General features: G+C 67.7%; 17 protein-coding genes. 15 read left to right on the top strand and 2 right to left on the bottom strand.

Annotated features, from left to right (window positions below; all coding sequences use genetic code 11):
- Positions 1-206 precede the first annotated feature (206 nt).
- The 13 genes from glnE to PVZ77_RS03430 all read left to right on the top strand — a co-directional run bounded on the left by glnE (position 207) and on the right by PVZ77_RS03430 (position 16,141).
- Positions 207-3,167: a bifunctional [glutamate--ammonia ligase]-adenylyl-L-tyrosine phosphorylase/[glutamate--ammonia-ligase] adenylyltransferase gene (gene glnE / locus PVZ77_RS03490; protein WP_273809802.1), complete on the top strand. Its 2,961-nt coding sequence runs from the start codon at positions 207-209 to the stop codon at positions 3,165-3,167.
- 113 nt (positions 3,168-3,280) lie between these two features.
- Positions 3,281-4,315, top strand: a complete 1,035-nt coding sequence (gene waaF / locus PVZ77_RS03485; protein WP_273809801.1) for a lipopolysaccharide heptosyltransferase II — start codon at positions 3,281-3,283, stop codon at positions 4,313-4,315.
- Positions 4,316-5,323, top strand: coding sequence for a lipopolysaccharide heptosyltransferase I (gene waaC / locus PVZ77_RS03480; RefSeq protein ID WP_273809800.1), 1,008 nt, complete (start codon positions 4,316-4,318; stop codon positions 5,321-5,323).
- Complete coding sequence (locus PVZ77_RS03475) at positions 5,320-6,438, top strand: glycosyltransferase family 4 protein (RefSeq protein WP_273809798.1); 1,119 nt, start codon at positions 5,320-5,322, stop codon at positions 6,436-6,438. The genes waaC and PVZ77_RS03475 overlap by 4 nt, the downstream gene beginning before the upstream one ends.
- Positions 6,435-7,241 (top strand): lipopolysaccharide core heptose(I) kinase RfaP, encoded by an 807-nt coding sequence (gene rfaP / locus PVZ77_RS03470; protein WP_273809796.1) that lies wholly within the window; start codon positions 6,435-6,437, stop codon positions 7,239-7,241. The genes PVZ77_RS03475 and rfaP overlap by 4 nt, the downstream gene beginning before the upstream one ends.
- Positions 7,241-7,972, top strand: a complete 732-nt coding sequence (locus tag PVZ77_RS03465; protein ID WP_273809794.1) for a lipopolysaccharide kinase InaA family protein — start codon at positions 7,241-7,243, stop codon at positions 7,970-7,972. Before rfaP ends, PVZ77_RS03465 begins: the two co-directional genes overlap by 1 nt.
- On the top strand, positions 7,969-8,724 hold the full coding sequence (locus tag PVZ77_RS03460; RefSeq protein WP_273809792.1) for a lipopolysaccharide kinase InaA family protein: 756 nt from the start codon (positions 7,969-7,971) through the stop codon (positions 8,722-8,724). The genes PVZ77_RS03465 and PVZ77_RS03460 overlap by 4 nt, the downstream gene beginning before the upstream one ends.
- Entirely contained in the window at positions 8,721-10,142 is a 1,422-nt protein-coding gene (locus PVZ77_RS03455; protein WP_273809790.1) for a lipopolysaccharide kinase InaA family protein, read from the top strand. The genes PVZ77_RS03460 and PVZ77_RS03455 overlap by 4 nt, the downstream gene beginning before the upstream one ends.
- A gap of 186 nt (positions 10,143-10,328) precedes the next feature.
- Positions 10,329-12,071: a carbamoyltransferase family protein gene (locus tag PVZ77_RS03450; RefSeq protein WP_273809788.1), complete on the top strand. Its 1,743-nt coding sequence runs from the start codon at positions 10,329-10,331 to the stop codon at positions 12,069-12,071.
- Entirely contained in the window at positions 12,068-13,201 is a 1,134-nt protein-coding gene (locus PVZ77_RS03445) for a glycosyltransferase (RefSeq protein WP_273809787.1), read from the top strand. Before PVZ77_RS03450 ends, PVZ77_RS03445 begins: the two co-directional genes overlap by 4 nt.
- A complete protein-coding gene (locus PVZ77_RS03440; RefSeq protein WP_273809785.1) occupies positions 13,198-14,157 on the top strand; it encodes a glycosyltransferase family protein in 960 nt (319 codons plus the stop codon). The genes PVZ77_RS03445 and PVZ77_RS03440 overlap by 4 nt, the downstream gene beginning before the upstream one ends.
- 50 nt (positions 14,158-14,207) lie before the next feature.
- The gene (locus PVZ77_RS03435) at positions 14,208-14,969 is read left to right on the top strand and encodes a glycosyltransferase family 2 protein (RefSeq protein ID WP_273809783.1); all 762 of its coding nucleotides are present in this window, start codon (positions 14,208-14,210) and stop codon (positions 14,967-14,969) included.
- Positions 14,970-14,974: 5 nt separating this feature from the next.
- Positions 14,975-16,141 (top strand): O-antigen ligase family protein, encoded by a 1,167-nt coding sequence (locus PVZ77_RS03430; RefSeq protein WP_273809782.1) that lies wholly within the window; start codon positions 14,975-14,977, stop codon positions 16,139-16,141.
- Here PVZ77_RS03430 and PVZ77_RS03425 read toward each other — a convergent pair.
- Complete coding sequence (locus PVZ77_RS03425) at positions 16,138-16,779, bottom strand: lipopolysaccharide kinase InaA family protein (protein WP_273809780.1); 642 nt, start codon at positions 16,777-16,779, stop codon at positions 16,138-16,140. The genes PVZ77_RS03430 and PVZ77_RS03425 overlap by 4 nt on opposite strands.
- A gap of 117 nt (positions 16,780-16,896) precedes the next feature.
- Here PVZ77_RS03425 and PVZ77_RS03420 point away from each other — a divergent pair, with 117 nt between their 5' ends.
- A complete protein-coding gene (locus PVZ77_RS03420) occupies positions 16,897-17,946 on the top strand; it encodes a hypothetical protein (RefSeq protein ID WP_273809779.1) in 1,050 nt (349 codons plus the stop codon).
- Positions 17,947-17,968: 22 nt separating this feature from the next.
- Entirely contained in the window at positions 17,969-18,808 is an 840-nt protein-coding gene (locus PVZ77_RS03415; RefSeq protein WP_273809776.1) for a hypothetical protein, read from the top strand.
- Here PVZ77_RS03415 and PVZ77_RS03410 read toward each other — a convergent pair.
- The gene (locus tag PVZ77_RS03410) at positions 18,783-19,379 is read right to left on the bottom strand and encodes a serine acetyltransferase (RefSeq protein ID WP_273809775.1); all 597 of its coding nucleotides are present in this window, start codon (positions 19,377-19,379) and stop codon (positions 18,783-18,785) included. The two genes, PVZ77_RS03415 and PVZ77_RS03410, sit on opposite strands and share 26 nt — an antisense overlap.
- Between the last annotated feature and the right edge of the window lie 80 nt (positions 19,380-19,459).

The raw sequence follows: 19,459 nt of genomic DNA, 5'->3' as shown, positions 1-19,459 counted from the left end.
ACAAATTCAAATCCGTTTCAGCTCCGAGCTGTAATGGGATAAAAAACAATTCGACGTTTGTCGAACGCGCTGCTCGAGGGCTCGCGAACTCCGAACCGCGGACGAGAAAACGGTTCCCGCTCGGACCAGGTGGTCCGTCGGAATGTCCCTGGCATGGGGTTCGCGGCAGGGTGGTGGGGTTCGACCGTCCCTGCGCAGGACTGCCCATGATACCCCTCCTTCGTCCCGAACTGCCTCCGACTCTTGTCGCCTGTGCCGAGCTCGCCGACCGGCGCCTGGCCGACGCCCTGGCCCCGCTGCCCGTGGCGGCGGCCCGCCAGGCGAACTGGTCCGCGCCGCTGCGTGCCGACTGGCGGCGGGTGGCGGCCCTCAGTGATTTCGTCGTCGAGCAGTTCTGCCGCCTGCCCGAGTCCTGCCTGGCGCTGGTCGACAGCGGCGATCTGGAGCTGTCGCTGGCGCCGGGCGCCATGGCGCAGCACCTGCGCGAGGCCCTGGCCGCCTGCCCGGACGAAGCCGAGCTGGGGCGCCGGCTGCGGCGTTTTCGCATGCTGCAGCAGGTGCGCATCGTCTGGCGCGACCTGACCCGGCGCGCCGACCTGGTGGAGACCTGCCGCGACCTCAGCGACCTGGCCGACGCCTGCATCGACCAGGCCTGCGCCTGGCTCTATGCCCAGCAGTGCAGCCAGTTCGGCGTGCCGACCGGACGCCACAGCGGTCAGCCCCAGCAGCTGGTGGTGCTGGGCATGGGCAAGCTGGGCGCAGGAGAGCTGAATCTGTCGTCCGACATCGACCTGATCTTCGCCTATGGCGAGGGCGGGGAGACGCGCGGCGCGCGGCGCGAGCAGGACAACCAGGAATTCTTCACCCGCCTCGGGCAGCGACTGATCAAGGCGCTGGACGCCACTACGGTGGAGGGTTTCGTCTTTCGCGTCGACATGCGCCTGCGGCCCTATGGCAGCGCCGGCGCCCTGGTGCTTAGCTTTGCCGCCATGGAGCTCTATTACCAGGACCAGGGCCGCGACTGGGAACGCTACGCCATGATCAAGGCACGGGTGGTCGGCGGCGATCAGGCCAGCGGTGCCGAGTTGCTGACCCTGCTGCGACCCTTCGTCTATCGGCGCTATCTGGATTTCTCCGCCATCGAAGCCCTGCGCAGCATGAAGCAGCTGATCCGCCAGGAGGTGCGCCGGCGCGGCATGACCGACAACGTCAAGCTAGGCGCGGGCGGCATCCGCGAAGTGGAATTCATCGCCCAGGCCTACCAGCTGATCCACGGCGGGCGCGATCCGGCACTGCAGCAGCGGCCGCTGCTCAGGGTGCTGACCAGTCTGCGCGAGCGCGACTACCTGCCGGCCGCGGCCGAAGCCGAGTTGCGCGAGGGCTATTGCTTCCTGCGCTATGTCGAGCATGGGCTGCAGGCCATCGCCGACCAGCAGACCCAGACCCTGCCGGTGGATCCCCAGGGCCGGGCGCGGGTCGCTTTCCTCATGGGCTATGCCGACTGGGACGAATTCAGTACGGCCCTCGGAGACTGGCGCCAGCGCATCGACTGGCACTTCCAGCAGACCATCGCCGATCCCGAGGAGGAGACCCAGAGCGCCGAGCTGGAAGACAGCTGGCTGCCGCTGTGGGAGGACCTGCTCGACCCCGAGGAGTGCCTGGCGCGACTGCGCGCGGCGGGCTTCCAGGCGCCGGAGCAGGCGCTGGAGTTGCTGGCCAGCCTGCGGGCCAGCGGGCAGGTGCGGGCCATGCAGCGCGCCGGTCGCGAGCGCCTGGATGCCTTCATGCCGCGGTTGCTGGATGCGGTCAGCGCCGACGAGCAACCCGATCGAGCGCTGGAGCGGGTGCTGCCGCTGGTGGAGGCGGTGGCGCGACGCTCCGCTTACCTGGTCCTGCTCAGCGAGAATCCGCCAGCCCTGGCGCGGCTGCTGGAGCTCTGCGGCGCCAGTGCCTGGGTGGCCGAACAGATCACCCGCTATCCGGCGCTGCTCGACGAATTGCTCAACGAAGGTCGGCTCTATCATCCGCCGCAGAAGCCGGAACTGGCCGCCGAACTGCGCGAGCGCCTGATGCGCCTGCCCGAAGAGGACCTCGAGCAGCAGATGGACGTGCTGCGTCACTTCAAGCGCGCCCACAGCCTGCGGGTGGCGGCGGCGGAAATCGCCGGCAGCCTGCCGCTGATGAAGGTCAGCGACTACCTCACCTGGCTCGCCGAGGTGATCCTCGAGGAGGTGTTCGGCCTGGCGTGGCGCCAGCTGGTGCAGCGCCATGGCACGCCGCAGCGACGCGACGGCTCGCCCTGCCAGCCGGACTTCGTCATCGTCGGCTACGGCAAGGTCGGCGGCATCGAACTCGGCCACGGCTCGGACCTCGACCTGGTGTTCATCCACGACGCCGATCCCCTGGCCGAGACCGATGGTGCCAAGCCCATGGACGGCGCCCAGTTCTTCAATCGCCTCGGCCAGCGCATCATCCACCTGCTCACCACCACCACCCCGGTGGGCACCCTTTACGAGGTGGACATGCGCCTGCGACCGTCCGGCGCGGCGGGGCTGCTGGTGAGTTCGCTGGAGGCCTTCGAGCGCTACCAGCAGAGCGAGGCCTGGACCTGGGAACACCAGGCCCTGGTGCGCGCGCGGGTGGTGGCGGGTTGCCCGCGGCTTGGCGAGCGCTTCGACGAGGTGCGGGCGCGTATTCTCGGTCGGCAGCGGGAGCTCGCGACCCTGCAGGCCGACGTGGCCGGCATGCGCGACAAGATGCTCGACAACCTTGGCACCGCGGTGACCGCCGGCGGACTGGGGCCGAACGCGCGCCGGCCGGAGCAGCGGTTCGACCTCAAGCAGGATGCCGGCGGTATCGTCGATATCGAATTTATGGTCCAATATGCCGTTCTGGCCTGGTCGTGGCAGCATCCCGAATTGCTGCGTTTTCCTGACAACATCCGCATCCTGGAATCCCTCGAGGCGGCTGGTCTGGTACCGGCCACGGACGCCATTGCCCTGCGCGAAGCCTACAAGGTCTATCGCGCCGCGCTGCACCGTCTGGTGCTGCAGAAGCAGCCGGGCAAGGTGCCGGCCGACGGCTTTCTCGCCGAGCGCGACGAAGTGCGCCGTATCTGGCACGGCCTGGGGCTGGACACGCCGTCCGGCAATCCGGCCACCCTTTAGGCCGCCATCAGTAAGGAGAGGCAAGATGTCGATGTCCGTGCGCGAGCTTTCGATCAGACCGGGCCTGAGGGAGTGGGAGTCGGCCACCCGCTAGGTGCCGATCGCCTTCCAGCATGAATATTCTGATCATCGGACCCAGTTGGGTCGGCGACATGGTGATGGCGCAGACCCTCTTCGTCTGCCTCAATCGCCAGCACCCCGACTGCCAGATCGACGTCCTCGCCCCCGAGTGGAGTCGCCCGCTGCTCGAGCGTATGCCCGAGGTGCGCGAAGCCCTGAGCTTTCCCCTCGGCCACGGCGCCTTCGAGCTGGCCACCCGCCGGCGCATCGGCCAGCAGCTGCGCGGTCGCTATGACCAGGCGATCCTGTTGCCCAACTCGCTGAAGTCGGCGCTGGTGCCCTATTTCGCCGGTATTCCCACGCGCACCGGCTGGCGTGGCGAGATGAGATTCGGCCTGCTCAACGACATCCGCACCCTCGACAAAGCGCGCTATCCGCTGATGATCGAGCGCTTCATGGCGCTGGCTTACGCGCCCGGTGCGGAGTTGCCCAAACCCTATCCCAAGCCACGGCTGGCCATCGACCCGGCCAGCCGTGACGCCGCCCTGGAGCGCTTCGGCCTGAGCCTGGACCGGCCGGTGCTGGCGCTCTGTCCGGGCGCCGAATTCGGCGAGGCCAAGCGCTGGCCTGCCGAGCACTACGCCGCCGTGGCCGACGCCCGGCTGCGTCAGGGCTGGCAGGTCTGGCTGTTCGGCTCGCAGAAGGACGCCCCCGGTGGCGAAGAGATCCGCGAGTGGGTCACCCCCGGCTTCGAGGAAGATGTCTACAACCTGGCCGGGCGCACCTCCCTGGCCGAGGCCATCGATTTGCTCTCCTGTGCCGGTGCGGTCATCAGCAACGATTCCGGCCTGATGCACGTGGCCGCTGCCCTGGATCGCCCGCTGGTGGCGGTCTATGGCTCCACCTCGCCGGGCTTCACGCCGCCGCTGGCCAGCCAGGTCGAGGTGGTGCGCCTGGGGCTGGAGTGCAGTCCCTGCTTCGACCGTACCTGCCGCTTCGGCCATTACGATTGCCTGCGCCTGCTGCAGCCGAGCCTGGTGCAAGAGGCGCTTGGCCGCCTGGTCGCCGATCCGATCGAGGTGGGCTAGATGCGCGTGCTGCTGATCAAGACCTCCTCCCTCGGCGATGTCATCCATACCCTGCCGGCGCTGACCGATGCGGCCCGGGCCATCCCCGGCATCTGCTTCGACTGGGTGGTGGAGGAGGGCTTCGCCGAGATTCCCGCCTGGCACCCGGCCGTGAGCCAGGTGATCCCGGTGGCCCTGCGCCGCTGGCGCAAGCAGCCCTTTTCCGCCTGGGCCAGTGGCGAGTGGGGCGAATTCAAGGCGCGCGTGCGCGAGCAGCGCTATGACCGGGTGATCGATGCCCAGGGCCTGCTCAAGAGTGCCTGGCTGACCCGCTACGCCGAGGCACCGGTGGCCGGTCTCGACCGCAACTCCGCCCGCGAGCCCCTGGCCAGCCGCTTCTATGACGAGCGCTATCATGTCGCCAAGGGGCAGCACGCCCTGGAGCGGATCCGCCAGCTGTTCGCCCAGGCCCTGGACTATCCGCTGCCGGCGGGCGTGGGTGACTACGGCCTGGATCGGCAACGCCTGGCCGGCCCCAACGAGACGCCCTATGTGGTGTTCCTGCACGGTACCACCTGGGTCAGCAAGCACTGGCCCGAGGCCCACTGGCGCGAACTGGCCGAGCGCATGAGCCAGCTGGACTGGCCGGTGCGACTGCTGTGGGGCAACGAGGCGGAACATGCCCGTGCCGAACGCATCGCCGACGGCCTGGATGGCGTCCAGGTACTGCCGCGACTGAATCTCGCCGGGGTGGCCAAGGTGCTGGCCGGCGCCAGTGCCTGCGTGGCGGTGGATACCGGCCTCGGTCATCTGGCCGCGGCCCTGGACGTGCCCACCGTGTCGCTCTATGGCCCGACCAGTCCGAAGAAGGTCGGCGCCTATGGCCGTTCCCAGGTGCACCTGAGCGCCGTCGGCCTGGACGGCACCGACGAGCCGCGCGATCAGCCATCGGCCAGTCTCGCCGCCCTGACCCCGGAACGGGTCGAACTGGAACTGGAAACCCTGCTGTTGGAAGACCTCCCCGCATGACCCTGGCTTTCGTGCTCTACAAGTATTTTCCCTTTGGCGGCCTGCAGCGGGATTTCCTGCGCATCGCCCAGGAGTGCCAGCGCCGGGGCCATGCCATCCGCGTCTACACCCTGATCTGGGAGGGCCCGGTGCCGGAGGGCTTCGACGTGCGGGTGGCCAGGGTCAGCGCGCTGTTCAATCACCGCCGCAACGAGAAATTCCACGCCTGGCTGCAGGCCGACCTCGCCCGCGATCCGGTGGATCGGGTGATCGGCTTCAACAAGATGCCGGGGCTGGACGTCTATTACGCCGCCGATCCCTGCTTCGAGGACAAGGCCCAGACCCTGCGCAATCCGCTGTATCGCCAGTGGGGTCGCTATCGCCATTTCGCCGAATACGAACGCGCGGTGTTCGCGCCCGAGTCGTCGACCGAGATCCTGATGATCTCCGAGGTGCAGCAGCCGCTGTTCGTCAAGCACTACGGGACGCCCGCAGGGCGTTTCCACCTGCTGCCGCCGGGTATCGCCGCCGACCGTCGCGCGCCGGCCAATGCCGCCGAGATCCGCGCCGATTTCCGTCGTGAATTCGGGCTGGAGGAGGGCGAGCTGCTGCTGGTGCAGATCGGTTCCGGCTTCAAGACCAAGGGCCTGGATCGCAGCCTGCGCGCCCTGGCGGCCCTGCCCAGGGAGTTGCGTCGGCGCACCCGGCTGTTCGCCATCGGCCAGGACGATCCCAAGCCCTTCCTCCTCCAGGCCAAGGCCCAAGGCGTGAGTGACCGGGTCGAGATCCTCAAGGGCCGCAGCGATATCCCGCGCTTCCTGCTCGGCGCCGACCTGCTGATCCATCCGGCCTACAACGAGAACACCGGTACCGTGCTGCTGGAGGCGCTGGTCGCCGGGCTGCCGGTGCTGGTCACCGACGTCTGCGGCTATGCCCACTACATCGACGAGGCCCGCGCCGGCGCGGTGGTGCCGTCACCCTTCGTCCAGGAGACGCTGGACAGGATGCTCGCCGAGCTGCTGGCCGATCCCGAGCGCCGCGCGGTGCAGGGCCGCAATGGCCTGGCCTTCGCCGCCAGCGCCGATCTCTATTCGCTGCCCGAACGCGCCGCCGATGTCATCCTGGGGGTGGCATGACCCTGGAATTGCGTGAGCCCTTCGCCAGCTTCTGGGCCGGCCAGGATCCCTTCGTCGCCGTGGAGGCCCTGCAGGGTCAGGTCTATCGCGAGCTGGACGGACGCCGCACCCTGCGCACCGAAGTGGCCGGTCGTGGCTACTTCGTCAAGATCCACCGCGGCATCGGCTGGGGCGAGATCGCCAAGAATCTGCTGCAGGCCAAGCAGCCGGTGCTGGGTGCGCGCCAGGAATGGCAGGCCATCGAGCGGCTGCACCAGGTCGGCGTGCCGACCATGACCGCCGTGGCTTTTGGCGAGCGTGGCGCCAATCCGGCGACCCAGCACTCCTTCATCATTACCGAGGAGCTGGCGCCCACCGTCAGTCTCGAAGACTTCAGTCTCGACTGGCTCCGCCAGCCGCCCGAGCCCCTGCTCAAGCGGGCGCTGATCGCCGAGGTGGCGCGTATGACCGGGGCCATGCACCGGGCGGGCGTCAACCATCGCGACTGCTACATCTGCCATTTCCTGCTCGACACCGCGCAGCCGGTCAGCGTCGCCACTCTGCGACTCTGGCTGATCGACCTGCACCGCGCCCAGTGCCGCACCCAGGTGCCCCGGCGCTGGCGCGACAAGGACCTGGCCGGGATGTATTTCTCCGCCCTGGGCATCGGCCTGACGCGGCGCGACTTCCTGCGCTTCCTGCGCGGCTACTTCCAGCGGCCGCTGCGCGAGATCCTGCGCGACGAGGCGCCGCTGCTGGCGCGTCTGGAGCGCAAGGCCGCCGCCTTGGTGGAACGCAAGGAACGCTACGGGGACCGCCTCTGATGGCTGACTGGCGCATCGATTCCAGCGTCGCCCACCTGCCCGAATTCGCCACCCTGGAGGCGGTGTTCGCCCTCGGCGGCGAACGCCTGACCAGCGATCCGCTGTCGGAAGTGGTGCGCATCGAGCGCGACGGCATCCGCTATTACGTCAAGCGCTACCACGGCGCCGGCAAGGGCCTGCGGCGCTATGTCGGGCGGCCGCGGGTCAAGGCCGAATGGCAGAATCTCAAGCGTTTCGCCAAGTGGGGCATCGCCACCGCGCCGGTGGTGGCCTGGGGGATGGAGCGCTCGCCCCGGGGCTTCACCCGCGGCGCCATGATCACCCGCGAGATTCCCGATACCCTGGACCTCGCCGAACTGGCCAGGCGCGCGGATCCGCGGCTGCGCGACCGGGTGTGGGTGGACAACGTCAGCCGTCAGCTGGCCGCGGCGACCCGTACCCTGCACGACCACCATTTCGTCCATAACGATCTCAAGTGGCGCAACCTGCTGGTGGATGGCCAGGGCGTGCTCTATCTCATCGACTGCCCGGCCGGCGCCTTCTGGGTCGGCCACTGGCTGCGCTGGCGCATCGTCAAGGACCTGGCCTGCCTGGACAAGGTGGCCAAGTACCAGCTGTCGCGCACCCAGCGCCTCAGGTTCTATCTGCAATACCGCGGTCGCGCGCGCCTCAGCGACAACGACAAGGAGCGCATCCGCGAGGTGCTGGACTATTTCAAGGGGCGGGAATGAACGAGGTGTGGGCGGCCGAGGATCGGGCCGTGCTGGCCGGGCAGGGCCTGGACGGTTTCGAGGCGCTGTGGACGCTGGAGCTGACCGCGGTGGATGAACCCAACCAGGGTCGCGGCGGCTTCAGCCAGGTGTTTCGCCTGGATATCGCCGGCCGGGGCTACTACCTCAAGCGCCAGCGCGACTACCTGACCCGCACCCTGGCCCGCCCGCTGGGCGAGCCGACCTTCGCTCGCGAGAGTCGCAACATCCGCCGCTACGCCGAGCGCGGCATCCCGGCGCTGGAGCTGGCCTATTATGGCGAGCGCCGCGATGAGCAGGGCTGGCGCGCCATCCTGCTGACCCGGGCCCTGGATGACTGGCGCGATCTCGACAGCTGGCTGCGCGTCTGGGCGCACCTGGCCCCCGAGGAACGCCAGGCGGTGCTGTTCGCCGTCGGCGAGCTGGCTCGCCAGCTGCACGGCGCCGGCCAGGTGCACGGCTGCTTCTATCCCAAGCACCTGTTCCTGCAGCGCCAGGGCGAAGGCCTGGTCGCACGGCTGATCGATCTGGAAAAGACCCGGCCGCTGCTGTTCGGCCGGCGCGATCGCCTGCGCGATCTCGAACCCCTGCTGCGCCGCGCGCCGCAATGGAGCGAGCAGGACATCGCCCGCCTGCTGGCGAGCTATCTGGACCAGCCGCTGGACAGCGCCGCCGTGCGTGACTGGGGGCGGCACCTGGCCGGGCGTCGCCGCCACAAGGAGCGCAAGGCATGACCCTGGAGCAACTAACCAAGGCCGGCCGTGCGCCAGTCCTGCCGCTACGTATCGAATTGCCCAATGGCGAGCTGGAACTGCTGTCGCTGCTCAGGGTGCTGCCCGGTCAGCGCTATGTCGGCGAGGCGCTCTGGCAGGGCCGGCGGGTGCTGGCCAAGCTGCTGGTCGGCGAACGCGCGAGTCGGCAATTCGCCCGCGAGCGCGAGGGCTGTCGCCTGCTGGCGGCCGCCGCGGCGCCGACCCCTGCGCTGCTGGACAGCGGCGAGGCGAGCGGGCAGGGCGCCTGGCTGCTGTTCGACTTCATCGAGGCGGCGCCCAGCCTCGAGCAGCGCTGGCAGCCGATCGCCACCGAACCGCCCCTGTCGCCGGCACAGGACGCATTGCTCGGCGCGGCCCTTGCCACCTTGGCGCGGCTGCATGCCCAGGGACTCTGGCAAGCCGATCTGCACCTGGACAACCTGCTGGTCAAGGACGGCGCCGCCCTGGTCATAGACGCGGCGGACATCCAGGCCGAGACCGTCGGCCAGCCGCTGTCCCAGGCGCGGGTGCAGGAGAACCTGGCGGTGTTCTTCGCCCAGTTGCCGGCCGCCCTGGATGCCCAGCTGGAAGAGCTGCTGATCCACTACCTGCTGGTCAATGCCGAACACGCCCTGCGCCTGGAAGCTCTGCTGGCGCGTATCGCCGAGATCCGCCGCTGGCGCCTGGCCGACTACCTGAAGAAGAGCGGCCGGGAATGCACCCTGTTCGCCGTCACCCGCAGCGCCTTCGGCCTCATCGCCGTGCGGCGCACCTGGCTGAGTCGCCTGGAAGGCCTGCTGGCCGATCCCGATGCCGCCCTGGCCGGCCTGCCGACCTTCAAGGACGGCGGCGCCGCCACCGTGGCCCGCGTGCAGTGGCAGGACCAGGACCTGGTGCTCAAGAGATACAACATCAAGGGCTTCGGCCACTGGCTGACGCGCTTCTGGCGACCGAGTCGAGCCTGGCACAGCTGGCGCGAAGGCCATCGGCTGCGGTTCCTCGGCGTTCCCACCCCCGAGCCGCTGGCCGTGCGCGAGCGCCGCTTTCTCGGCCTGCGCGGGCGCGCCTATCTGGTCACGCCCTTCGTCGACGGACCCAATCTGCTGGAGCGCTTCGCGCCCTATGTGGAGTCGGCGCCGCCCGCGGTCGAGCTGGAGGCCCTGCTGGCGCTGGTCGACACCCTGCGTCGCGAGCGCCTCGGCCATGGCGATTTCAAGGGCACCAACCTGATCTGGCATGAAGGTCGCTGGCTGGTGATCGACCTCGACGCCCTCCAGGCCCATGCCAGCGACCGCGCCTACGCCGCCGCCTATGCCCGCGACCGCGCCCGGCTGCTGCGCAACTGGCCGGCCGACAGCGCCCTGCATCGCCTGCTCGACGAGCGTCTGCCGCCGGCCTGAGCGCCGACCCGCCATCTGTACCGGGGCTGAATCGCCGTGCGCTAGGCCCCGCTCCGGCGTGCGGCCATTACCCGTGGCCTGCCTGAACGGCTATAATTCGCCGTTTTTGAGGCGAGGCGGGCCTGCAGCGGCCTCGCGAAACCCCGGCGAACTCCTCTGGCTTCGCCCTGTACAGAGGCTTTACCTGTGTCCCTGACCGTCCTTGGCCTGTCCGGCGCCCTCAGCCACGATCCCTCCGCCGCGCTCTATATCGACGGCAAGCTGATCGCCGCGGTGGAAGAAGAACGCTTCGTGCGCGACAAGCATGCCAAGAATCGCATGCCCTACGAGTCGGCCAAGTTCTGCCTGGAACAGGCCGGGATCAGCCCCGCCGACGTCGACGTGGTGGCCATTCCCTATGCGCCCATCAGTCTCTTCGGCGAAGCCCGCTGGCATTACGCCAAGCGTTACGCCTACGCCCCGGATCGTGCCCTGGACGCCATCCTGTTCGGCAATCGTCGCTACCACCGCTACCAGAAGCGCATCGAATGGTGCCTGGTGCAGCTCGGCTTCGACCTGAAGAAGGTCAAGCTGGAAGCCGTCGAGCACCACCTGGCCCATGCCTCCAGTGCCTATCACTGCTCGGGTTTCAGCGAGAAGACCGCGATCCTCGGCATCGACGGCAAGGGCGAGTACGCCACCACCTTCTTCGGCTATGGCGAAAACGGCAAGATCCACAAGATCAAGGAGTTCTACGACCCGGACTCCCTGGGTGGCCTCTATGGCGCCCTCACCGAATTCCTCGGCTTCGAGATGCTCGATGGCGAATTCAAGGTCATGGGCATGGCGCCCTATGGCGATGCCAACAAGTACGATTTCTCGCGCCTGGCGAAATTCGAGAACGGCGAGCTGATCATCAATACCGACTACGCCAACGTCATCGGCTTCCGCCGCTACAAGGAAAAGGGCAAGGGCTACTACTTCTCGCCCAAGCTGATCGAGTGGCTGGGGCCCAAGCGTGAAGGCGACATCGCCGACGATCCCTACATCCACTACGCCGCCAGCATGCAGGCGCTGTTCGAACGCCTGGCGCTGGAGATGATGGACTACTACCTGAGCGACATCATCCGCCAGACCGGCAAGATCGCCTTTGCCGGCGGCTGCGCGCTCAACGTCAAGCTCAACCAGAAGATCATCGCCCGTCCCGAGGTCAAGGAGCTGTTCGTCCAGCCCGCCTCGGGCGACGCCGGCACCGCCGTCGGCGCTGCCGCCTACGTCTCCCATGCCCGTGGTGTGCCGGTGGAGAAGATGGAGCACGTCTATCTCGGCCCCGGCTACAGCAACGAAGACGTCATCGCCGCCTGCGCCCGCCATCCCAACGCACCCAAGTGGGAGCGGATCGACAACATGCCCCAGCGTATCGCCGAGATCATGGTGGCCGGCAATCCGGTGGCCTGGTTCCAGGGTCGCCTGGAATTCGGTCCGCGCGCCCTGGGCGGTCGCTCCATCATCGGCTGCCCCAGCGTGCCGGGCGTGGCCGATCGGATCAACGCCCAGATCAAGTTCCGCGAGCGCTGGCGGCCGTTCTGCCCGTCCATGCTCGATACCGTGGCGCCGCAGATGCTCAAGGTCGACCATCCCTCGCCCTTCATGACCTTTACCTTCGAGGTCAACGAGGAATGGAAGAGCCGGGTACCCGAGGTGGTCCACGAAGACGGCACCTCCCGCGCCCAGGTGCTGGAGCGCCGGCACAATCCGCGCTGGTACGACCTCATGGTCGAGCTGGAAAAGCTCACCGGTAACGGCGTCTCCCTCAATACCTCGCTCAACCGCCGCGGCGAACCCATGGTCTGCTCGCCCACCGATGCCCTGAACATGTTCTTCGGCTCGGACCTGCAGTACCTGATCATGGAAGACGTCCTGGTGATCAAGGAGGGGGCCGGCCTATGACGCGTTCCGCCGAACCGCGGGTGCTGCAGTTCTGTCATGGCTACGACGGTCCCTTCCTCGACTGCGCCCGCCAGACCGCCAGCCTCTTCGCGGGCAGCGGCTATCGCGTCACCACGGTCTTTCTCACCGGCACGGCCGATGCCGAGGTGGCCGCCGGCTGTGGCAGCGACGAGGTGCTGTTCCTGGAGTACTCCTCCAAGGACGTGCGGGGCCTCAAGCTCGGCGCCATCCAGGCGCTGCGCGAGATTGTCCGCTCGCGTGGCATCCGCTTCGTCATCGCCCATAGATTCAAGCCGATCTGGATCGCCTGCCTGGCCACCAATCTGCCGGTGATCGGCGTCCACCATGCCTTTGGCGACTACGACCGGCTCGGCCGGCGGCTGTTCGCCAAGCTGATGAGCAAGCGCCTGACCCTGCTGGGCGTCTCCGACGCGGTGCGCGACGAGTTGCGCCAGCGCCTCAAGGACTGGCCGGCCGAGCGGATCGAGACCCTCTACAACCGTCTGGACGTCGAGGCGGTGGAACGCGAACTGCTGCCGGCCGACGAGGCCCGCGCCGGGCTCAAGCTGCCCCAGGACGCCTGGATCGTCGGCAACGTCGGGCGCCTGCATCCGGACAAGGACCAGGCCACCCTGCTGCGCGGCTTCGCCGCCGCCCTGCCGAATCTGCCGGCCAATGCCCTGCTGGCGATCCTCGGCAAGGGCCGCCTGGAAGAAGACCTCAAGGACCTGGCCCGCGAGCTGGCCATCGCCGACCGGGTACTGTTCCTTGGTCAAGTCGAAGGCGTTCGGCGCTATTTCAAGGCGTTCGACGTCTTCGCCCTCAGTTCCGACCACGAGCCCTTCGGCATGGTCCTGCTGGAGGCCATGGCCGCCGGCGTCCCCCTGATCGCCACCTCCTGCGGCGGCGCCCGGGAGATCGTCGAGGGGGTGGGCTTCCTCTTTCCCCTGGGCGACGCCGAAGCCCTCGGCCAGGGCCTGCAGCACCTGGGCCGCCTGGCGCCGAGCCAGAGACGCGCCTGCGTGCAGCACATGCGCGAGCGCCTGGCCGAACGCTTCTCCGACGAGGCCGTGCGCCGCGACTTCTGGCGCCTGCCGATGGTCGCCGCCTTCAAGGCCCCGGCGCCGTGAAAGTCCTGTTCCTGGTCCAGAAGGAGCAACGCATCCTGCTGGACCACTTCTATGCCAGCATCGCCGCCCACTGCGACTGCGACCTGCGCTGGCTGAGTGACGAGGAGCAGGCCGACCTGCGCGGCTATTTCCGTCGCGCGGTACCCCAGCCCGAGCAATACGATCGCATCCTGCTGTTTCTGAGATTCAAGAAGCAGCTCAGGCAGGTCGCCTTCATCCGCAGCCTGCCCAATCTGGTGGAGCTGGAACACGACGCCTACCAGAATTTCATCCCCTGCAAGTACACCGGCAAATTCAGTCGCTACTACCGCGCCATGCCCCATGTCCGGGTGCTGGTCTCCGGCGCCGGCGTGGCGCGGCGGCTACAGGAGGAAGGGGTAGATGCGGTTTTCGTGCCCAAGGGCTACGACGACAGCCGGCTGCGCGACCTGGGGCTCGAACGCGATATCGAACTGGGCTTCGTCGGCAGCCTCGGCAGCGTGGCCTACAGCGGGCGCAAGCAGTTGCTGGAAGACCTGGCCCAGGTCGAGCCGCTGCTGATCACCAAGACCCGCTCGGGCGATGAATATTTGCAGACCCTCAACCGCATCCGCTTCTTCGTTGGCGCCGATGTCGGCATGGGCGAATACATGATCAAGAACTTCGAGGCCATGGCCTGCGGCTGCGTGCTCTTCACCTTCGATCAGGGCGAAGAAGAGAACCGCGCCCTGGGTTTCGCGGATGGCGTCAACGTGGTGCTCTATCGCTCGCTGGACGAGTTGCGCGAGAAACTCGCCTGGCTGCGCGGCGATCCGGCGCACGCCGCGGCCATCGCCAGGGCTGGAGAGGCCCTGGCGCGTCACTCTTTCGCTTTCGGCCACTTGGGTGCGCGCATCGTTTCGGCTATAACCCCAGCGCTGCGACCGGCAGTCGCTCCGGGGTTCCTGCACCGCCTGCTCGGCAGGCTGGGACGCTGATGCGCCGCCCGAGGTCCGGCTTTCGACTCAACTGGCAGAAAGGGTAGAACGTGCAGTTTTCCGCCGACAGCGACATCTCCGTGGTCGTCACCAGTTGCGGGCGCTTCGACCTGCTCCGGCAGACGCTGGCGACCTTCGACGAATTCAATACCGCGCCCATCCGCCGCGTCTTCATCACCGAGGATTCCGGTGACGAGGCGGTACGGGACTGCATCCCCGCCCATTGGCGCGAACACACCGAGTTCATCGTCAACAATCCCAAGCTTGGCCAGATGCGCAGCGTCGACGCCGCCTATGGTCGGGTCGAGACCCGCTGGATCTTCCACTGCGAAGACGACTGGGCCTTCTATCGCCCCGGCTTCATCGAGGATTCCCAGGCGTTGCTGGAGGCCGATCCCCAGGCGCTGCAGGTCTGGCTGCGCAGCCATGCCCATGACCTGGCGATCCACAGCCCCTACGTCTATCTCAAGCCGCGGCAGGTGCATGCCGGCATCGCCTTCCATGAAGTCGGCTCGCACAAGCCCGAATGGCAGGGCTTTTCCTTCAATCCCGGTCTGCGCCGGCGCGCCGACTACCTGCTGCACGCCCCCTACGGCGACTTGAGCGGCGAGAAGGAGCTGTCCCGGCGCTATGCCGACGCCCAGCGCCATGCGCTGATCCTGGAAAACGATGCCGTGCTGCACACCGGCTTTGACCAGCACGTGGTCAGCGACAAGGACCGCAACGACAAGCAGAAGCGCCGGCGGATGGAACGCATCAAACTGGCACTGGCCTTCCTGGTCGGCGCACTCTTGGGAGCCCTGTTGTGGTGACACCCTTGCTCGATCGCCTGCAGCAGAGTCGTTATTTCACCCTGGCGGTGCTGGTGTTCATGGCCGCCTACCTGTGCATCCCCACGGCCAAGTGGATCAACAGCTACTTCTATGCGGCGATCGCCCTGCCGGCGCTGATCCTCTTCGTGCTACGGCCGCGGCTGATCGACTGGCGCTCGCCGCTGCTGCTGCTCTGGCTGGTGTTTCTCGCCTGGTTCATCGTGCCGGGGGCACGGGCCGAGGAGGGGCAGTTCTTCAAGCACATCCTCTATGTGCTGCTGTTCGTGCTGACCGTGGCCTGCCTGGTGGATGGCGACTTCTTTCGTCGCCCCGGCCTCGTACGCCTGGCCTTCTGGGTGGTCTGCGCCTATGCCGTGGGCTCCAGCCTGGTGTTCTGGCTGACCGGCCACTATGCCGTCGGCCAGCGGGTCATCCACCTGCCGGGACGCATCTCCAATCCCATCTATGTGAGCATCTGGATGGTCTGCCTGGGCGGCCTGGCCGCGCCCACCTGGATCCGCGAGCGGCGCTGGATCGAGTTGCTGGCGGCGGTGGTGGTCAGCATCGTCGGCATCTCCTTCGCCCTGCAGACCCGCACCGGCCTGGTGGGCATCGGCTTCCTGGCCGCCCTCGGCGTGCTCTTCGCCTTTCCGCGCTTTCCGCTGCGCACCCTGGCGCTGGTGGTCCTGGTCAGTACCCTGATCGCCGGGGTGGTCCAGGTGGTGCACACCGAAGCCTGGTTCGTCGCCTTCTGGGGCCGGGCGGATTCCGGACGCATCGAACTGTTCCACTTCATGATCAAGGACTGGGAGTCCTGCGGCTGGTGGCTGGGCTGCGGCCTGGGTTACCAGAGTCACGACCTGCTGCACGGCACCGAGGCCATCCAGCACCCGCACAACATCTTCGTCTCCTTCGGCATCTACACCGGCCTGGTGTCGCTGCTGATCTTCGGCGTGCTGATGCTGGCCAGCCTGGGCGCGGCCCTGCGCCAGCGCGATCCCTGGGGACTCTATCTGGCCGTGGCCCTGCTGATGCTCAACTTCGACGGCGCCAAGCTGATCGGCAATCCGGACGAATTGTGGCCGCTGGTGCTGTTGCCCGCGGCGATGATCGTCGGGGCCGAGGTGCAGCGCCGGCGCAAGCTGGCGCTGGGACAGGCGGTGCCGGTCTAGTCCTGTAGCTGCCGGTCGAGTTCGCGCCAGTCCAGGGGCTGGCGGCAGGCTTCGGCATAGGCCCTGAGGAAGGGTTCGCGACCGGGCTCGAACAGCCAGTCGCGATCTTCGCCGTAGCGCAGCAGGTGATGGAAGTTGCGCACCCGCAGGCGCAGCGGCAGACGCCGCGCATGGCAGCGCAGATCGGCGATGTCGATCAGGCCCAGTTCGCCTTCCGGCGTCAGCACCACGTTGCCCAGGTGCAGCGAGCGGAAGTAGACGCCACAGTCGTGCAATTCGGCGATGAAGCGACCCAGGGCGGGGCGCAGCGCCGCGGCCTCGCTCGAGCTACGTAGCTGGCGCAGGGTGGCGCCCGGCAGCGGGCTGTAGTGCACCAGATCGCGCTGCAGCGAGGCGGCGCGATAGACCTCCAGAACCTGCGGACAGGGAATGCCGCGCTCGGCCAATTGGCGGGCGTTGTCGGCAAAGCGCTGGGCATAGGGAAACAGCGCCGCCGAGGTCAGCAGCCGCTTGCGGCGAAAGAGCTTGAGATAGCTGCCATCGGTGAGGCGCAGGACCTTGTCGCCATGGTGATCGGCTTCCACTACCTGGGCGGCGTCGCGCAATTCGAGATAGCGCGAATGTTCGAGAGGCTTCATGCAGGACCCGTCAACGTCAGGGCGTGCATGTTACCCGAAGGTGGCAGGCTGTGAAGTGACCCCTGCGACCTATCCGGCCGCTTGTTGCTAGAATCAGATTTTTGCCGGCAGCTTTACATGCGCCCAACACGTCAACTCCTGTATTTCGTCTACGGCGGTGCCCAGGCCTATCGGCAGGAGCTGAAGTTCAGCCTGCTCAGCGCCCTGCACTGGCGGCAGGGCCAGGACATCGCCCTCCGTATCCTGACCGATCGGCCGCAGGACTACCGCGGCTGGCCGGTGGACGTAATGGCCATCGAGGCCGCGACACTCAGGGAGTGGCAGGGGCAGCACGGCTATCTGCATCGCAGCAAGGCCTGCGCCATCGCCTGGGCCTTGCCGCGGGCCGACAAGACCCTGTTCCTGGACAGCGACACCGTGGTCCAGGCGCCACTGGCGTCGCTGTTCGACGGCATCGACAGCGGACGCGGGCTGCTGGACATCGAGGAGTGGTCCTGGCGCAAGGCCCGTACCCGCCCGGAATTCGTCCGCTTCGCGGCGGCCCTGGCCGCGCGGGGCCAGGAGCCGGCGGAAGAGACCCGGCTCTACAACAGCGGCGTCTGCGGTCTGGCGCGGGTCCATCTGCCGCGGGTCGCGCAGGCCATCGCCCTGATCGACGACTGGCATGGCCACGACGAGGAGGTCCATACCCTGGAGCAGATCGCCCTGTCGTTCAGCCTGGCGGATCTGGCCATCAGCGAGGCGCGCGGCCCCGTGCGCCACTACTACGCGGAAAAGCGCTTTCTGCATTTCATGCTGGCGCACTTCTTCGAGCGCTATGGCGAGGACTATTCGCCGGCGCTGCAGCAGCACTGGCAGGAGGTACCCCTGACCAAGCCGCTGCCCGATGTCTGGACCCGGCTGCGGGTGAAGTGGCAACTGGCCGGACTGGACAAGCAGCGGGCGAGCCTGGGACGCAAGCTGCTCTACGGCTGCCTGGCGCCCCAGGACAGCTACGCTCGTGCCTGTCGCCACGTCTGGTGGGAGCGGGCGCTGAGCGAGCGCCTCGGCGGCGGCGATCGCCAGGCCTTCGCCGAAGGCATCTGGCCCAACGACCTGCCGCGGCCGCACCTGGCCGACGAAGCCAGCGCGGCCCTCGACTACTTGCGCAAGCGGGTGCGCGGCTAGGCCGCCATCCCCGGGAAATTCCATGCGAACGCTCTTTCTCGTCGTCCTCTATGGCTTGCGCCCCGCGGAGTCGGCCACCCTCGACAGCCTGCTGGCCCAGCCCCCGGCCAGCCTGCCGGCCGACAGCGACCTGCTGGTCTGGAACAACGGTCCCCGGATGCTGGAGGACGCGGAGCGCCAGTCGCTGCTGGCGGCCCCGGGTTGGACGACGGTCCTGATCGAGGAAGACCTCGGCAACCCGCCCCTGAGCCGGGTCTACAACCAGGCACTGCGACTGGGCGCCGAGCGCCTGGTGATCTTCGACCAGGACACCGTGGTGGATGGGCGCTATCTAGAGGCGCTTGGCCAGACGGCCGAATTGCTGGTGCCCCTGGTGCTGGGCGCGGGCGCCATCCGCTATCCCCATCAGTACAAGGCGGTGGTGACCGCAGAAGGGCCCCTGGATCCCCAGGCCACTGTGACCATCAGTTCGGGCCTGTGCCTGACGCAGGGCCTGGCCGCGCGTATCGCGGCCCGCCACGGCGATGTCTTCGACGAGCGCTTCGCCCTCTATGGCGTCGATGTCTCCTTTTTCCTGCGAGTGCAGGCGCTGGCGCGGGAGGCGCCGGTGGAGCTGCGCTGCGCGGGCATCCTCGACCATTCGCTGTCCGAACTGGAAGCGGAAACCCCGGCCCAGCGGCGCTTTCGCGACATCGAGAAATTCTATGTCGCCCTGCTGCTGCGCCTGCACTACAAGGGCGCCTCGCGCGGCAAGGTGCTGCGCTACCTGGGGCGGCAGCTGCTGGGCAATCGACTGTATCTGTACGGCGTGCTGCCGCAGATGCTGCGGACCGTCCTCAGGGGGCGCCATCCCCGAGCGTAGCGCTCGGCAGCGGGCGGATCACCGCCTCGTGGCGACTGTAGTAGAGGCTTTCGGCGGGGATGTCGCGCATCACCAGGGCGCCGGCGCCGACCACTACGTTGTCACCGATGGTCAGGTGGTCGCCGACGATGCAGACGTGGGCGCCAAGGCTGACATTGTCGCCGATGAAGATGCCGACGAGTTGCGCCGGATCGTCGCTCTTGATGCCGATGGTGGTGTGCTGGCGGATCATCACGTTGCGGCCGATCACCGCCAGATTCGACACGCAGATGCCCATGCGATGGGGCAGGCGCAGCCCGGGCCCGATACGGGCGCCCAGCAGGATCTCGATATTGTGCCGGCGGATAAGCCGGCGATTGATCCGCTCGGCCAGCTTGCGATAGTTGAGCAGGCCGCGCGGGCGGCAGTAGAGGAATTGCGCCAGGCGATACCAGAACAGGAAGCTCGGACTTTCTCCCGCCATTACACGGCGGAACAGGCGCTTGAGCCGCAAGGGCTTGCCGGGTGCATCCAGCACCTCCAGGCGCCAATGGTCCTTGAGCTCGGCATAGGTGGCGATCAGCGGTTGCATGTCAGGGGTCCGCAGCGGGGGAGGGCAAGCCTAGCGGAAAATCCCGCCGCTGGGTCGGCGGCGGGTGCGTGTTAACATGG

Source organism: Pseudomonas sp. SHLD1 (genome assembly GCF_028640935.1).
GTDB lineage: Bacteria > Pseudomonadota > Gammaproteobacteria > Pseudomonadales > Pseudomonadaceae > Chryseomonas > Chryseomonas aestiva.
This window is presented reverse-complemented; position numbering and strand designations above follow the sequence as displayed.

What these genes read in the sequence shown, in the direction of transcription:
- PVZ77_RS03425 (WP_273809780.1), bottom strand. Translation starts at nt 16,779, where the DNA reads ATGAAGCCTCTCGAACATTCGCGCTATCTCGAATTGCGCGACGCCGCC.
- glnE (WP_273809802.1), top strand. Translation starts at nt 207, where the DNA reads ATGATACCCCTCCTTCGTCCCGAACTGCCTCCGACTCTTGTCGCCTGT.
- waaF (WP_273809801.1), top strand. Translation starts at nt 3,281, where the DNA reads ATGAATATTCTGATCATCGGACCCAGTTGGGTCGGCGACATGGTGATG.
- PVZ77_RS03415 (WP_273809776.1), top strand. Translation starts at nt 17,969, where the DNA reads ATGCGAACGCTCTTTCTCGTCGTCCTCTATGGCTTGCGCCCCGCGGAG.
- PVZ77_RS03455 (WP_273809790.1), top strand. Translation starts at nt 8,721, where the DNA reads ATGACCCTGGAGCAACTAACCAAGGCCGGCCGTGCGCCAGTCCTGCCG.
- waaC (WP_273809800.1), top strand. Translation starts at nt 4,316, where the DNA reads ATGCGCGTGCTGCTGATCAAGACCTCCTCCCTCGGCGATGTCATCCAT.
- PVZ77_RS03465 (WP_273809794.1), top strand. Translation starts at nt 7,241, where the DNA reads ATGGCTGACTGGCGCATCGATTCCAGCGTCGCCCACCTGCCCGAATTC.
- PVZ77_RS03445 (WP_273809787.1), top strand. Translation starts at nt 12,068, where the DNA reads ATGACGCGTTCCGCCGAACCGCGGGTGCTGCAGTTCTGTCATGGCTAC.
- PVZ77_RS03420 (WP_273809779.1), top strand. Translation starts at nt 16,897, where the DNA reads ATGCGCCCAACACGTCAACTCCTGTATTTCGTCTACGGCGGTGCCCAG.
- PVZ77_RS03475 (WP_273809798.1), top strand. Translation starts at nt 5,320, where the DNA reads ATGACCCTGGCTTTCGTGCTCTACAAGTATTTTCCCTTTGGCGGCCTG.
- rfaP (WP_273809796.1), top strand. Translation starts at nt 6,435, where the DNA reads ATGACCCTGGAATTGCGTGAGCCCTTCGCCAGCTTCTGGGCCGGCCAG.
- PVZ77_RS03460 (WP_273809792.1), top strand. Translation starts at nt 7,969, where the DNA reads ATGAACGAGGTGTGGGCGGCCGAGGATCGGGCCGTGCTGGCCGGGCAG.
- PVZ77_RS03410 (WP_273809775.1), bottom strand. Translation starts at nt 19,379, where the DNA reads ATGCAACCGCTGATCGCCACCTATGCCGAGCTCAAGGACCATTGGCGC.